We start from the raw sequence: 15888 nt of genomic DNA on the forward strand, positions 1-15888 counted from the left end.
GCGAGAAGTGCGAGCGGCCCGCTCTCATCTCAGGAGCCGACAGCGCGGACGTGGTCAGCGGAGAGGTGGAGTTCGTACGGGCAGCAGCAGTCCGAGCAGAGCGTGGCGACGAGGGTTCCGCAGACACACAGCTGGTTCATTCCGCCGGTCGGGGTCGCTCCGCAGCAAGCGGGGGACACATCCTGAAGCTCCAGGCCGTGGGCGTCGCCCGGGTTGATGACGATGTTGCCTCGCGGGCCTTGCGACACGAGCCACTGCCCGTGCCCGTTGCCTATCGGGCCGTAGCGCGGCATCGCCTGCGCAGGCACTTCGGAGACCACCAGGGGCGCACCGTATGGCTCCGTCTCGATGGCATAGCAGCCCGACGGCACAGTCGACGGGGACGGACCAGGCTCGTCGGCATCCCACCACGCGTAGTACGGAGCCTCCGGAACCGCGGGCAGTCGGGTAAGGGGTTCCGTCAGCGGGATTTCGCATGTCGCGCAAACGAAGACCACCGCTTCGGCCTCTGCAGCCCCCTCGGCAGCGGGGGCGCGATGCTTGGACGCCGCCTTGCCGGTGCTCTGATCCTGGTCTCGATGGTCGTGCATGCGCTGACCGTACGTGGCATGCTGCCCGGCTCCGCAGCCGCCCCCGCCAAGGCGCCGGCGGTCGGTCATTCGCCGTCCGTTCGATACGGCGAGGGCGCCAGTGCCGGAGCCAATGCCAGTGCCAGTGCCAGTGCCAGTGCCAGTGCCAGTGCCAGTGCCAGTGCCAGTGCCAGTGCCAGTGCCAGTGCCAGTGCCAGGAAGAACGAGCCGACTCCGCCCATGTCCTGCCGTTCGTCGTCAGCGGACAGGTCTGTCCGCTCGTTGACGCCTGATGCGATCATGATCCTTTCTCGGGCGCCGAGTTGGGGGATCAGAGCATGCGCTTCATAGGGGCTTCAGATCGGTTTCATATCGAGGAAGGGCCGGCGGCGCCGGCCGTGGGGCCATGCCGTCTCGACGCCGTATGCGGAAGCAGGTGAAGGCCCCCGGCCCCTTCGGTCGCCGTACGGTCGCAGGCCGCGGCGGAGGACCTGCCTGATCCACTTCGGACCGCGTGCAGGGTCGAATCCGGGGCGGCGGCCGTAGGGCCTCGAAACCGCCTTGTCCCTCCAGCGGGCGACGACTTGACGAAACCGAGCAGACGAACGGATGAGCAACCCAGTGGACAAGCACGAGCAGGCCATGCGTCGCCACTTCCACGAGACCGCGGCACGGCGCGGATTCTCCCTCGCCCCGGCCCAGGAGGCCGCAGTCGAGCGGCTGGCCCACCTGGCGGCCGAACTCGCCAGGCCGGCCTGGACATTCCCCAAGCCGCCCCGCGACCTGTACGTCTGGGGTCCCGTGGGTCGGGGGAAGAGTTGGCTGGTGGACACCTTCTACGAAGGGCTGCCGGATCGGCGCAAACGCCGCCTGCACTTCCACGACTTCTTTCGCCGGCTCCATGACGGGGTGACCAAGCCAGGCTCCCGCCGCGACGGGCGGAGCGCCGTCGACAGTGCTCTCGACGATCTGCTCGGGGACAGCCGGGTCCTGGTCTTCGACGAGTTCCACGCGCACGACGCGGGCGATGCGATGCTGATCGCACGCCTCTTCCGCACGCTGCTCGACCGGCGCATAACCCTGGTCACCACCTCCAACTACCCGCCCGCCGGACTCATGCCCGACCCGCTCTACCACCACCTCTTCGAACCGACCATCACACTCATCGAGCAGCGGATGGACGTCCTGGACGTCACGGGCCCGGTGGACTTCCGCCGGCTCGCGGCGCCTTCGGCAGAAAACGGCGGGCGCCGGTTCGCGACGGGCCTGTGCCTGTCTCCGGGAGACACCGCTCTGGACGCCCTCGGCCTCACCACCCCGGCGGCCGCGGAAGCCACCACCGTCCCAGCCCACCTGCGCGAGCTGCCGGCCCGCGCGGTGCGCGGCGACCTCGCCTGGTTCGGCTTCGACGCGCTGTGCGAGACCGCTACGGGAGTGCCCGACTACCTCGCCCTCGCCGAACGGTTCACCACCCTGGTCCTGGACGAAGTCCCCCCACTGCCGGACGCCACCGCGGACGGACGACAGCGGTTCGCGAACCTCATCGACGTCGCCTGCGACCGTGACCTCCGGCTCATCCTCATCGGCTGCGACCCACTCGCCACCCTCCCCGAGGGCCAGAGCCTCACGCGCGACCTGGACCGCACAGCCAGTCGACTCGCCATGCTCCAACGAGCGAACTGAGCCATGCAGGAAGGTGAGGCGCTTCTCCCAGGTGCCGTTGGCCGCATTTGTGTGGCCGATTGCGAGTGCTCGTCCCCGAGCCGAACCAACCGGTCGAATAGGCCTATCTCCGTTTCTCCGCTTGGCACTTGGATGTGATCACGTAGATCATCTTTCGATGATCATGCATTGACACACGTCAGCAACCGATCAGATGATCAACTGGCAGCGGCTCCGGCGTTCGCCCCTATGAACATGCCGGTCGCCCTCTGCGTGACTCGTCTCCCCGCGGCAGGGGCTGCCCGGACGAATGGTGTGGGGCGAGGGGCGTCGAAGGGAACCGGCACAACGTCCACGGACCTGCCGCGGCGGCCCGAGGGCGGAACCAGATCGGAGTAGCTCCCATGTACCGCACAGGACGTGCGCATCGCGCGCGCCCGGCAGACGGGCCCCACGTCCGGCAGTCGGCGGGCCTTGGCCTCCGGTTCCGCCTCCTTGTCTGCGCGTACGCCGTCTCGGCGTGCGGCAACTACCTCAGCCTGATCGCGTTGGGGCTGTTCTCCTACGCGGTGACGGGTACGGCCTTCGGCGTGGGCGCCGTCATGGCGCTGCGGCTCTTGTGCGGGTTCGTGGCGGGGTTCGTCGCGAGCAAGCTGCTGAGCCGGGTCGCGCATCGGTCCGTGATGATCGGCGCGGACGTCGCCCGGGGCGTCGCGATGCTCGTCCTGGCACTCGGTGAGGGACGCACCTCGGCGTGGGTGCTGGCCACGGCTGTCGCCGTCCTCGGCGCGGGCAACACGTTCTCCACCGTGGCCCTGCGCAGCTGGGTCCCCGCCCTGGTCGGCGGGGCGGCCCGGGCCCGTGCCAACGGTTCCTTGGTGATGGGGCGCTCCCTGGCCACGGTGGTGGGCTTCGCCTCGGCGGCTCCCGTCATCGCCTTCGGCGGCTTCCCGCTTGCCTTCGCCTGCAACGCGGCCGGCTTCGCCATTTCCGCAATCACGCTCCTGACGCTGCGGCAGGCGCCGGAGGCCGAGGGCATGCGGGAGGGCGCGGGGGAAGGCGTGCGGGAAGGCGTGGGCGGGGCAGGCAACGGACCTGCACCGCACACCGCGACCGCGACCGCGACCGCGACCGCGAAGCCGGCGTCCGACACTGACCACCCGGCTACCAAGGCCGCAGGTGAGGTATCAGGTACGAGTGCGAGTACGGGTACGGGTACGGGTACGGGTACGGGTACGGAAGCAGGCGATCCCGTCGCCGTGGCCCCTCCGGAGAGTCCTGCCCGGCGCTCGCTGTTCCGGTGGCGGCAGGCGGGTGCGCCGCTGTCCAGCCTGCTCATCATGATGATCGCGCTCAGAGGGATCGACGCGTTCGCGTCCTCCTCGCACAACGTCGCACTGCCTGTCGTGGCGCACGACGCGCATCCCGGTGAATCCGCTCTGTTCATGACCCGCTTCTGGGCCACTTGGGCGGTGGGGACGTTCCTGGCCCACCTGGTGCTGCGCCGCAGGAAGAGCGAGGCGGCTTGGGGGGAGCGCGCGTTCGCTCTGGGCACCTGCGCGATGGCGCTGTCGTTCGCGGCGGTGTTCTGGGGACTGCCCGCGGCCGCCGTGGTGGCGGCGGCCGCATCGGCGGGGTTCGCGGACGGCTGGACCGAGATCGTCTATGCCTCACGTCTCCAGGCCGCCGCCGAGCCGCTGCGAAGCCGGCTCTTCGGCCTGTCCGCCTCGGCCGAGCAGTCGGGCTTCGCCCTCGGCACCATCGCGACCGCGGCGGCGCTGGAGACGTTGCCGGCCGCCGTCGTCGTGACTGCCTTCCACAGCGTCGCCTTCTGCGGCGCCCTGGCCCTGCTCGCATCGCTGCACGTATCGACCCGTCGGCGTCGCGCATCGCGCACCGGCGAACGTCGCACGCACACTCTCGAAGCCAAGCGAGGAACACATGACACGACCACCGGGACAAGCACTCTGTCGAGGACCTGAACTCGAGTGGACAAAGGACGATCCACGCGACGCCGTCGAGGCCTTACTGCGCGCCGCCCAGTCCGCCCCAGGGTCCGTGATCACACTCGATACCGACGGTCGGGCATCCGGCCAGTCCTACGCCGAACTCCTGGACAAGGCACGGCACTTGCTCGGCGCGCTGCGGGCTCACGGGGTCCACCGCGGCGACACCGTCCTGCTGTGCGGGCTACCGCTGGCCGAGTTCTTCCCCGCCTTCTGGGCATGCGTCCTCGGCGGAATACTCCCCACGGCCCTTGCCGAGCAGCCCATAGCCGGGACCCCAGCCCTGGAACGCCTCCTGCAGGCGCACCGACTGCTCGACGGGCCACTGGTACTCACCGACGAGGCCGGCAAGGCGGCGCTGGCGCAGGCCGCGCCCTCGCTCCGCACGATGCTCGCGCGGGACGGCCTGTCCGCAGCGCCCGCCGAGGACCACTGCGAGCCGGACGGAGCCGACACCGCCCTGCTCATGCTCTCCTCCGGCAGCACAGGAGCACCCAAGGCCGCGCGATTGACGCACGCCGGGCTCGCGGACTTCGCGGCGAGCAGCCGCCGTGTCCTGGACGTGCGTCCGGACGACACCATGGTGAACTGGCTGCCGGTCGATCACAGTGGCGCGTTCCTGCTCTACCACCTGCTCGCGGTCTTCGCGGGTTGCACCAATGTGCACGCGCCGACCGAGTACGTGCTGGCGGACCCGCTGCGCTGGCTCGACCTCATGGACGAGCACGGCGCGCGGCACGGCTGGGCGCCGACCTTCGCCTACCAGCTCGTCGTGGATGCGCTCGCCCGACGGCCGGAGGGCCCGACGGCGCGGCGGTGGGACCTGCGTGGTCTGAAGACGATGGTGTGCGGGGGCGAGCAGATCGTCCTGCCCGTGATGGAGCGCTTCCTCGACGCGACGGCACCGTACGGGATACGCAAGGGGCACATCGTTCCGGCATGGGGAATGGCCGAGACGGTCACGGGGGTCACGTACGGGCGGCTCGACCGGCCGGGCACGGTGCACCGTCTGCTGAAGAGCAGTCTGAGCGGTGACCCGGTGGCAGCGGGTCCGCAGACGCCGGAGGAGGACTGCGTCACCTTCGTCGCGGCGGGGGCACCCGCGCACGGCGTCACGTTGCGCGTCGTCGACGACCACGACGTCATCGTGCCGGACGGCACGATCGGCCGGCTCCAGGTGCACTCGGCCGCACGTCTGACGCCCGGCTACGTCGACAACCCGGAGGCGGACGCGGCGGCGTATCCAGCGGGCCGGGAGTGGCTTGATACCGGTGACCTGGCGTTCCTTGCCGAGGGGCAGGTCGTGATCACCGGGCGGCGCAAGGACCTCATCATCATCAACGGGCACAACGTCCACTGCCACGAGGTGGAGGAGGTTGCCGCCGCCGTCGACGGCGTACGCCAGGGCGAGGTGGCCGCCTGTGGCGTACCGGACCGAGCCCGGGGTACCGACGAACTGGCCGTCTTCTTCGTCAGCCGCGGCGCCCAGGCGGACGTACGGATCGCGGCCGAAGTGCGTGCCGCGCTGTTCACCCGGCTCCGGCTGACCGCAGCCCACGTCCTGCCCGTAGCGGTCGGGGAGTTCCCCCGGACTCCGGCCGGGAAGGTTCGCCGCGCGGAGCTCCGGGACCGGCTCATCGCCGGGGCCTTCGATGCGACGGCCGCTCCCGAAGTGCGGACCGGGGCCACGGCTCCCCTGCCTCCCTCCGCTTCCGCCTCGTCCGCCTCGTCCGCCTCATCCGCCTCATCCGCCTCATCCGCCTCATCCGCCGGCATGGTGGCACGTACGGTGCGGGAGGAGCTGGAGGCCGTACTCGAAGGCTCGACGGTGGACATGGAGGTCCCGTTCTACGAGCTGGGACTGACCTCCGTGCGGCTGGTGCAGCTACGCGCCCGCCTGGCCAAGCGGCTCGGTGTCGGCATCGCTCAGACGACGTTCTTCGAGCACCCGACGGCCGCTGCGCTCGCCGCGCACCTCGCGAAGTCCGTCTCTCCGGCGGAGGGTCCTGCCGCGACCGCCGTGCCGGAGGCCGATCCCGCCGACGGTTTCGGAAACGGTTCCGGGGACGGTTCCAGGGACGACGCCGAGCGGCGGATCGCCGTCGTCGGGATGTCGCTGCGGTTCCCCGGAGCGGACTCGCCGGAGACGTTCTGGGCGAATCTTCGCGACGGTGTGGACAGCATCCGGGTCTTCGGCGACACCGAGCCGGCGACAGTCGGGCAGGAACGCCCCCATGGGCACGTACCCGTGGGCGGGGTCCTTGACGATGTCGACGGGTTCGACCCGGACTTCTTCGGCATGAGTCCCAAGGAAGTCGGCCTCACCCACCCGGCGCACCGCCTCTTCCTGGAGTGCTGCCACGAGGCGTTGGAGAGCTCGGGCTACGAGTCCACCGCGCCGGGCACGCGCATCGGCGTGTTCGCGGGCTCCGGTATGAACCTCTACGACCACCAGCAGCAGCAGTCGGCGGACGGTCCGGGGCACCCGGGTCACGGGGCGGGGAGCGAGGAGGAGCCAGGGGTCGCCATCCAGCGGGCTGTCGGGCGGCAGCCGGACTTCCTCGCTACGCGCGTCGCGTACCGCCTCGGGCTGACGGGTCCCGCCATCGGCGTGCAGACCGCCTGCTCCACATCGCTGGTCGCCGTGCACCTCGCGGTGCAGGCGCTGCTGAGCGGTGAGACGGACCTGGCGTTGGCCGGGGCCGCGGCCGTCCATCTGCCGCAGGAGTCGGGCTACGTCAGCGAGCCGGGGTCGATCCTGTCGCCCACCGGGCGTCTGCGGGCCTTCGACGCGGCGGCCGACGGCACGGTGGGTGGTAACGGCGTGGCCGCCGTCCTGCTCAAGCGGCTCGACCGAGCCCTCGCCGACGGGGACACCGTGCACGCCGTGATCCTGGGCTCGGCCGTGAACAACGACGGTGCGGACAAGGTCGGTTTCAGCGCGCCCGGCGTCGCGGGCCAGGCCGAGGTGGTGCGGCAGGCCCTGGGCAGGGCGGGCGTGCCCGCGGAGACGATCTCGTACGTCGAGGCGCACGGCACCGGTACCCGGCTCGGCGATCCCGTGGAACTGCGGGCGCTCGGCCGCGCCCTCGGCGAGTCCACTCGGCGTACGGGATTCTGCGCGGTCGGCTCGGTGAAGCCGGCCATCGGGCACCTCGACAGCTGCGCCGGCATGGCCGGGCTGATCAAGACGGTGCTCATGCTGCGGCACCGCACGTTGGTGCCGACTCTGCACCTGAGCCGCCCCAACCCCGAACTGGAGCTGGCGGGCGGTCCACTCACCCTGGCCACCGAGCTGCGGCCGTGGACGGTCCCGGACGGTGTGCCGCGCAGGGCCGGAGTCAGCGCGCTCGGTGTCGGCGGCACCAACGCGCACGTCGTGCTGGAGGAGTACGCGGGGGCCGCGCGGCCGGTGTCCGGGCTCGCCGCAGTATCCGACCTTCCCGTACTGGTCCCCGTGTCCGCCCGCGACGCCGAGACGCTGCCGGAGTACGCCGGACGAGTACGCGACCACCTGCTACGACACCCCGAGGAGCGGGCCGCCGACGTGGCGGCCACCTTGGCGTTCGGCCGGCCGCACCGGGGCGCGCGCACGACGGCCGTCGGTCGGGACGCCGAGGAGCTGGCGCGGTCCCTCGGCGAACCGCCGGCGGCGTCAACCGCGCCTCTCGGGCCGGTCGCCTTCGCCTTTGCGGGGCAGGGCAGCGCGCGCCGCGGCATGGCCGCGGGTCTGTACCGGGCGTACCCGGCGGCCCGGAGCACGATCGACAGGTGTGCGCGGCTTTTCGCGGACGAGGAGGGCGGCGACGACCTGCTGTCGCTGCTTCTCGACGAGGGAACCCCCGCAGAGAGTGAGGACGGTGCGGGCGAGGCGGTCTGGCCCACCAGAACGGCTCAGGCGGCCCTCTTCACCCACCAGGCAGCGCTCGCCGACGTGTGGCGTGCCGCCGGTGTCCGCCCCGCGTTGCTCCTCGGCCACAGCGTCGGCGAGTACGCGGCTCTCTACGCTGCGGGGGGCCTGTCTCTGGAGGACGGTCTGCGACTCACCGCGGCGCGTGGGCGCCTGATGCAGACGGATGCCGCGCCTGGCGGCATGCTTGCCGTCCGGACCGACGAGGCGACCGCCGAGCGGGTGGCTCGGGCCACCGGTGCCGTGGTGGCCGCGGTCAACGGGCCCCGGGCGATCGTTCTTGCCGGTCCGTCAGAGGCGCTGGCGCGTACCGCCGAACTGCTCGATGCCGAGGGGATGCGCTGGAAGGCGCTGCTCGTGGACCGGGCGTTCCACTCGCCCACGATGCAGCCGGTGCTGGAGGAGTTCCGGCGCTGGGCGGACAAGGCGGTGTTCCGGCCTCTGGACATCCCGCTGGTGACGGCGGTCGACGGCGAGGTGCGCGCCCCCGGGTGGATCGCCGACGCGGACTACCTCTGTCGCCACGCCCGGCAGCCGGTCCGATTCGACCTGGCCATGGCCGCTGCCACCGCGCAGGGCTGTGCCGACTTCGTCGAGATCGGGGCAGGTGCCACCCTCACCGGTGTCGGCCGGCACTGCGTCCCGGCGAGCCGCTGGGTAACCGGGCAGGGCGCGGGCGACGCGCCTGAGCGCCAGGTGCACGGCCTGCTCACCTCGCTCGGCGCCTTGTACAGCCGGGGCGCCGAGCTGGACTGGCGTGCGCTCACTCCCCCGGGGAGCCGCATCCCGCTGCCGGGCCATCCGCTGCGGCGGCGCCCCATACCGTTCGGCGAGCCCGCCGACCGGACCCCGCGGCGTCCGGCGGCGCACAGGCCCTCCCCCGTACCGGAACTACCCCTACCTCCCGAGGTCTCCATGACATCAACCGAGCCCTCCCCCGCGCCCGCGGCCTCCTCGGCGCCGGACGGACTTCTCGCCTCCGTGTGTGAGCTGACCGCCCGCAAACTGGGCCACGAGCCGGCCGAGGTCACGCCCGACAGCTCGTTCTTCGAGCTGGGCGCGGACTCCTTGTCCCTGATGGGGCTGACGGCGGAGTTGGACCAGCTGTACGGCGTACGCGTCCCGGTGCGGGAGCTGTTCGACACCGCGGACACTCCGCGCGGGCTGGCCGACCTGCTGGTGGAGCTGGGGGGCGGCAAGGTGTGGGCGGAAGCCTCCTCGCAGGCCCCCGCGAGCTCCCCGGTCCCCGCACGGGTCGCGGACCTGGCGGCGGCTCCCGCCTTCCCCGCTCCCGGGGTACCGGGCGAGCTGCACGACCTGTTCACTCAGCAGCTCGGGGTGGCTCGGCAGATGCTGGACCAGGTCGGTGGACTGATCAACGGGCAGCTCGCCCTGCTCGCGGGCACGCCCGTGGCCTCGCCCGCGCCCATGGCATCGCCCTCACCTGCGGCACCGCCGACGGCGACACCGACACCGACACCGACACCGACACCGGCGGCTCTCGTCCCCACCTTGGCACCGGCGACTCCTGTCCCCACTCAGGCGCCTGTGGTCCCGTCCCGGGCCTCGGCACCGATCCCGACATCGATCCCGACATCGGCATCGACATCGACATCGACGCCTGCGCCCGCACCTGCGCCTGCGCACGACCAGCCCACCACCGCCCCCTCCCCCGGCTGCGACTTCAGCCTCTACTTCTTCGGGGAGTATCCCGAGGAGGCCGCGCACGACAAGTACGCGCTGATCATGGAATCGTCGGAGTTCGCCGACCGCAGCGGGTTCCACTCCCTGTGGTTCCCCGAGCGGCACTTCGACTCCTTCGGCGCCCTCTTCCCCAACCCCTCCGTGCTCGCCGCCGCACTCGCGGCGCGCACCAGCCGCATCCGGCTCAACGCGGGCTCCGTCGTGCTGCCGCTGCACAACCCCATACGGGTGGCCGAGGAGTGGTCGGTCGTCGACAACATATCCGGCGGCCGGGCGGGCCTCTGCGTGGCGAGCGGCTGGCACGCCACCGACTTCACTCTCGCCCCGCACCACTTCGGCCGGCACCGCGAGGTGATGTACGAGCAGCTGCGTACCGTACGCCAGTTGTGGTCGGGACAGCCGCTGCCGACCACGGGGGGCGACGGGAAACCCGTCGAGATCCGGCTGCAGCCGAGCCCGGTCCAGGAACAACTTCCCCTGTACGTAGCCGTGGTGGGCAACCCCGACAGCTACCGCCGGGCGGCAGCCGAAGGCCTGGGCGTGGTCACCAACCTGATGGCGCAGACCGTCGAGCAGCTGGCCGAGAACATCGCGCTGTACCGACGTACCCGGGCCGAGCACGGACTCGACCCCGCGGCCGGCCGGGTCGTGGTGCTCGTGCACACCTACCTGGACGAGGACGCCGAGCGCGCGCGGGCCGATGCGTACCGGCCCTTCATCTCGTACCTGCGCTCCTCGCTGTCCCTGTTCGACCAGGTGACCAACAGTCTCGGCGTCCAGGTGGACCTGGCGAACTCCACCGACGACGACGTGGACTTCCTGCTCGGGCGTGCCTACGAGCGCTACTGCGACTCCCGGGCCCTGATCGGCGACGAGCACACCGCCGCCGCCACGGTGCGGCGCCTGGTGGACGCCGGGGCCGACGAGATCGCGTGCTTCGTGGACTTCGGCGTGGCCAAGGAGAAGGTCCTGGCGGCCTTGCCCGTCCTCGACCGCGTCCGGCGCCGTACTCGGACCGAGGAGCAGGTGGAGCCTGCGGATCCGTCCGGCGATACCGCCGGAACCACCGGGCTCTCCGGCCTGTCCGTGTCCTCCGAACTGTCCGGGTCCTACGACCTGTCCGGGTCCTCCGACCTCTCCAGGAACTCCGAGCTGTCCGGGTTCCCCGAGCGGCACGCTGAACGGCGGACCGAAACCGCTCCGGCGCGGGCTCCCCTGACCCCCGCGCAGCGGCGCATCTGGTTCGTGGAACAGCTGCACCCCGGCACCACCATGTACCACGAGCCCAAGGCCATCCGTCTCGACGGACCGCTGGACGCGGGAGCGCTGCGGACCGCACTACACCGGGTCGCGGAGCGCCACCCGGCCCTGCGCACGGTGTTCGGCGACCACCAAGGGGTGCCCTATCAGGAGGTGCGGGCAGCAGCGCCGATGGATCTCCCCGTCGACGACCACTCGGGCGAGACGGAGGAGGAGGCCTTGCGAGCCGCCCTGCTGGACGCGGGTCGGCGGCCGCTCGACCTGGCCGACGGCCCGCTGGTCACGGCGCGGCTGCTGAGGCTGTCTGCGGAGCGGCACCTGCTGTTCATGATGGCCCATCACATCGTCTTCGACTCCTCTTCCACGGCCGTACTCGTCCGCGACTTGGCTGCCTTCTACCGCGCGGGAGCACAGGGCGATCCGACCCTGCCTCCGCTGCCCGCCCTGCCCACGCCACCACGCCCCGCCGCCGGTGCGCACGCCGCGTCGCTGGACTTCTGGCGCGGAGCGCTGGACGGAGCCCAGGAGCTGAGCCTGCCCGCCGACCGGCCCCGACCGGCGGTCCGGTCGGGCGCCGGGGGAAGCCTCACCCACTCTCTGGACGGCGAACTCACCAGCCGGCTGCGCTCGTTCTCGGCGAGCCGCCGTGCGACCCTCTTCATGGTGCTGACCAGTGCGATCGGCGCGGTGCTCGGCCGGTTCAGCGGTCAGCGCGACGTGGTCGTGGGCACCGCGGTCTCCGCACGGCAGCCCGGCACCGAGGACCACGTGGGTGTGTTCCTCGACACCGTGCCGCTGCGCCTCGACCTCACCGGTGACCCCGACTTCAGCGATCTCCTCAGCCGGGTACGCGCGACCAGCACGGACGCGTACGAGCACCGAGACGTCCCGTTCGACGAGCTGGTGGCCGCCCTCGCTCCCCAGCGCAGCCCCGGCCGCAATCCGCTCTTCGACGTCATGGTCGAGTTCGAGCACGCCTCCGACGTGGAATTCGACCCGCCGCGGCTGTCGGCCGAGCTGCTCGACGTGCCGAGCGACCGCGCCCCGTTCGATCTGAGCATCTACATGACACACCACCGTGACGGCCTCCGCTTCACGGTCGAGTACGACTCGGTCCTGTTCGACGTCGATACCGTGCACCGCTTCGTGGAGTACGTGGAGCACGTGCTGCGGCGCGTCCTCGACGCCCCCGACGCGCCTCTCCACGAACTGACCGCGCCCACCGGCACCGACCGTGCGAACCTCGACCGCCTCGGACACCTCGACGAGCCGCTGCCCACGGTGTCGGACACGTTGCACGGACTCTTCGAGCGGCAGGCACTGCGTACCCCGGACGCCGTCGCGCTGATCAACGACGAGGAGCAGGTGACGTACGGGGAGCTGGACCGCCGTGCGGACCGGCTCGCCCGGCAACTGCGCACGCGAGGCTCGGCGCACGGGGAACGCGTGGCGGTGCTCCTGCCCCGTGGTCCGCGACTGGTCACCGCGCTCCTGGGCGTACTCAAGAGCGGGGCCGCCTATCTGCCGCTCGACCCGGCGGTGCCGACCGCCCGGCTGGCCGGACTGCTCGACGACGGCGCCCCCGTCCTGCTGCTGACCGACCACACCACGCTGGCCGCCCACGAACGGCTCGCGGAGCACCTGCCCGTTCTTCACATGGACGCCGCCGAGACCGCGGACGACAGTCCGGACAGCCCTTCGGACGACCGTAGGGACGACCCCTCGGACGACCGTACGGAGGGCGCGCCTCTCGGCGGGGCGGCGGGTCCCAACGATCCCGCGTACTGCATCCACACCTCCGGTTCGACCGGCCGCCCCAAGGGTGTTCTCGTGCCCCATCGCGGTCCGGTGAACCTGGTGCTCCGGCACCTGGAAGACCATCCCGCGCTGCGCACCCTGCAGTGGACCTCGCCCGCGTTCGACGTGAGCGTGCAGGAGATCTTCACGACGCTGGCCTCAGGCGCCGCCCTCGTCCTCATCGACGACGCGGTGCGGCACGACCCGGCAGCCGTCGCCGAGGCGGTGCGCCGCCACGGTGTCGAGCGTCTGTTCATGCCCTGCACCCCGTTGAAGTACCTGATGGAGACGGGGCCGGAACTCCCCACACTGCGCGAGCTCTACTCGGCGGGCGAGGCGCTCCAGCTCACCGCCGCTCTCCGCCGCTTCTTCGCGACGCACCCCGCGTGCGCGCTGTACAACCAGTACGGACCGACGGAGGCCTCGGTGATCACGACCTCGCACCGGGTCGACCCCGAGGGCGAAACGTGGCCGCCGATCGGCACACCGGTGCCGGGCGCTCGCGTCCTGCTGCTCGACACAGCCGGGCACGAAGTCCCGGCCGGGGCCGTCGGTGAGATCCACGTGGGAGGTGTGCCCGTGGCACTCGGCTACCACGGCCGTCCCGACGAGACCGCCACGGCCTTCCTCGACGGAGCGCTGGTCGGCCTGCCCGGCACTCTGTACCGCACCGGCGATCTCGGCCGCTGGCGCACGGACGGCACTCTCCAGTACTGCGGACGAACCGACGACCAGGTCAAGATCCGGGGTCACCGGGTCGAGCCCGGCGAGATCCAGGCGGCGCTGACCGCACTGCCCGGGGTCCGGTCCGCGGCCGTCCTCCCGCGCCTCGACCGACACGGCGAGACGGAAATCGTCGCCTACGTGGTTCCCGACGGCCCGGCTGTCGATAGCGACACCCTGCGCACCGCCCTGACCGCCACCGTCCCCGACCATCTGGTGCCGCGTCGGTGGGTGTTCCTGGAGCAGCTGCCGGTGAACTCCTCCGGAAAGCTGGATCGCGCTGCCCTGCCCGAGCCCTTGCCGGAGCCGAGCGAGCGGGAAGATGCCGCCCTGCCCGCCACCGCCCTGGAGCAATCCCTGCACGACCTGTGGTGCGAAGTACTCGATGTGCCGCACGTGCCCGTGACCGTGTCGTTCTTCCAGCTCGGCGGCCACTCCCTGAGCGCCATCCGGTTGCTCAACCGCGTGCGGGATCTGGTGGACGTGCCCGTCTCCATGGCCGACTTCTTCCTGGAACCGACCGTCCGCGGCGTCGCGGCCCGCTGCGCGGCCGCCGCGGACGCGCACACCGCCGATGCCGATGCCGACCAAGACCAAGACCAAGACCCCGACGGCAACGGCAACGGCCGCGTGGTGGACAGCGCACCCATGCCCTCCACCCTGCGCCGACTGTGGCGACGTCACCACGCACATTCCGACCCGAGCGTCTACAACGTCGCCCACCGCATCGATCTCAGCGGCAACCTGGACCTCACGGCCCTGACCGGGGCCCTGCGAGACCTGGTGGGGCGCCACCACGCACTGCGCAGCCGCGCCGTGCGGCGCGACGACGGCCTGCATGTCGTCGAGATCCTGGACGACGTTCTCGTGGAACTGCCGATCACGGACCTGCCCGCGTCACCAGGGCCCGACACCCCTCACGCGTACGTCGACTCGTGGTGCCAGGAGCAGGCGGCCGAGATCATCGCCCTGGACCGCGCACCGCTCTTCCGCTTCCGTCTGGCCCGCCTCGGCTCGGACCGCTGGGTGCTGGTCACCGTCCTGCATCACGCGATCTGTGACGGCTGGTCCATGGGGATCATCTGGCACGAGCTGGCGGAGCTGTACAACGCGCGGCGGATGGGTGCCGCGTCCCATCTTGCGTTGCCGACGGCCCAGTTCACCGACGTCGCCCGCGCCGAGCACGCCCTTGACGACGCTCGCCGCGCGCAGCTCGAACGGTTCTGGCGAGCCGAACTCGACGGCGTACCGCTGCGTCCCGCCCTGCCGTACGACAAGCCGCGGCCGCCGGTCTTGTCGGGCCGAGGTGCCCTGCACTCCCTGACCCTGGACGACGCCACCTCTGTCGCCGTGGCAACGACGGCCGCACGGCTCGGTGCCACCCCGTACACCGTGCTGGCGGCGGCCTTCACCACCTGGCTGTCGGGGCTCGGCGGTGCCCTCGGCGACATCGTGCTGCCGGTGTCCAGCGCGAACCGTACGCAGCCCGAGCGCGCAGACGTAGTCGGCCTCATCGGCGACTCTGTCCTGCTACGGGCCCGCATCGACGGCGAGGAGACCTTCGGCGGTCTGGTCCGACGGCTCGGCACGACGTTGTTCACCGTCCTGGACCACCAGGACCTGCCCCTGACGGACGTCGTCCGCCTGGTCTCCGATCTGGCACCGGAGGAGCTGTTCCCCACCGTGCTGTTCACCGTGGTCACCACCCCGCCACCCGTGCTCGAGTTGTCATCGGTGTCGACGACTGTTCGGGGGCTGCCCACCAGTGACGTGGCCCGCAACGAGCTCTACGTCGTCGTGGAGTCCGTGAACAGCACGCTCACCGTCACCTTCGAGTACTCGACGGACCTGTTCACCGCCCCGACCGTGGAGAGCTGGGGCGCGTCCTTCGCCGCGTTCCTGGAGGCGGCTGTCCACGACCCCGACTGCTCGCTGCGAAGCCTGAGCGACACCGCGGCCCCGGATCCAACCCCGGCCCCTGCTCCGGAACCGGAGGCGGAGACGGAGACGGAGACGGAGACGGAGACGGAGACGGAGACGATAGTCGTACGACGCTGACCGACGCCCGTCCCGGCCCCGGCGGTGATCGCCGCCGGGGCACGCCGTGCGTCATTACCCGAAAGGGGATATGGCTGCGACCAGGCTTTCTGTTAGGTGCTCTAAGGGCTTGCCGGGAATCAACACGTCGGTTTGATCTTGATTTTGTCGGAGTTGAGGAACCTGGCGATGTCTTCCCGTGTGCGGAATCGGGCTGTTG

General features: G+C 71.2%; 5 protein-coding genes. 3 read left to right on the forward strand and 2 right to left on the reverse strand.

Annotation, left to right across the window (positions count from 1 at the left end):
• Window positions 1-29: 29 nt before the first annotated feature.
• Both ACFCY7_RS23285 and ACFCY7_RS23290 read right to left on the reverse strand, forming a co-directional pair.
• Window positions 30-590 (reverse strand): hypothetical protein, encoded by a 561-nt coding sequence (locus ACFCY7_RS23285; RefSeq protein ID WP_376487938.1) that lies wholly within the window; start codon window positions 588-590, stop codon window positions 30-32.
• A gap of 65 nt (window positions 591-655) precedes the next feature.
• Entirely contained in the window at window positions 656-871 is a 216-nt protein-coding gene (locus ACFCY7_RS23290; protein WP_376487940.1) for a hypothetical protein, read from the reverse strand.
• A 307-nt stretch (window positions 872-1178) separates the two neighbouring features.
• Between ACFCY7_RS23290 and zapE the strand changes: the two genes are divergently transcribed.
• From zapE to ACFCY7_RS23305, 3 genes are all read left to right on the forward strand, one after another.
• Window positions 1179-2252: a cell division protein ZapE gene (zapE, locus tag ACFCY7_RS23295; RefSeq protein WP_376487942.1), complete on the forward strand. Its 1074-nt coding sequence runs from the start codon at window positions 1179-1181 to the stop codon at window positions 2250-2252.
• A 383-nt stretch (window positions 2253-2635) separates the two neighbouring features.
• Window positions 2636-4213, forward strand: coding sequence for an MFS transporter (locus ACFCY7_RS23300; protein ID WP_376487944.1), 1578 nt, complete (start codon window positions 2636-2638; stop codon window positions 4211-4213).
• Window positions 4173-15689 carry an amino acid adenylation domain-containing protein gene (locus ACFCY7_RS23305; protein WP_376487946.1) on the forward strand — a complete coding sequence of 3839 codons (11517 nt, stop codon included), beginning with the start codon at window positions 4173-4175 and terminating at the stop codon, window positions 15687-15689. The genes ACFCY7_RS23300 and ACFCY7_RS23305 overlap by 41 nt, the downstream gene beginning before the upstream one ends.
• The last annotated feature ends 199 nt before the right edge of the window (window positions 15690-15888 follow it).

It is taken from the genome of Streptomyces sp. NPDC056361 (assembly GCF_042262805.1).
In the GTDB taxonomy this organism is placed as follows: Bacteria; Actinomycetota; Actinomycetes; order Streptomycetales; family Streptomycetaceae; genus Streptomyces.

What these genes read in the sequence shown, in the direction of transcription:
- ACFCY7_RS23285 (WP_376487938.1), bottom strand. Translation starts at nt 590, where the DNA reads ATGCACGACCATCGAGACCAGGATCAGAGCACCGGCAAGGCGGCGTCC.
- ACFCY7_RS23290 (WP_376487940.1), bottom strand. Translation starts at nt 871, where the DNA reads ATGATCGCATCAGGCGTCAACGAGCGGACAGACCTGTCCGCTGACGAC.
- zapE (WP_376487942.1), top strand. Translation starts at nt 1,179, where the DNA reads ATGAGCAACCCAGTGGACAAGCACGAGCAGGCCATGCGTCGCCACTTC.
- ACFCY7_RS23300 (WP_376487944.1), top strand. Translation starts at nt 2,636, where the DNA reads ATGTACCGCACAGGACGTGCGCATCGCGCGCGCCCGGCAGACGGGCCC.
- ACFCY7_RS23305 (WP_376487946.1), top strand. Translation starts at nt 4,173, where the DNA reads ATGACACGACCACCGGGACAAGCACTCTGTCGAGGACCTGAACTCGAG.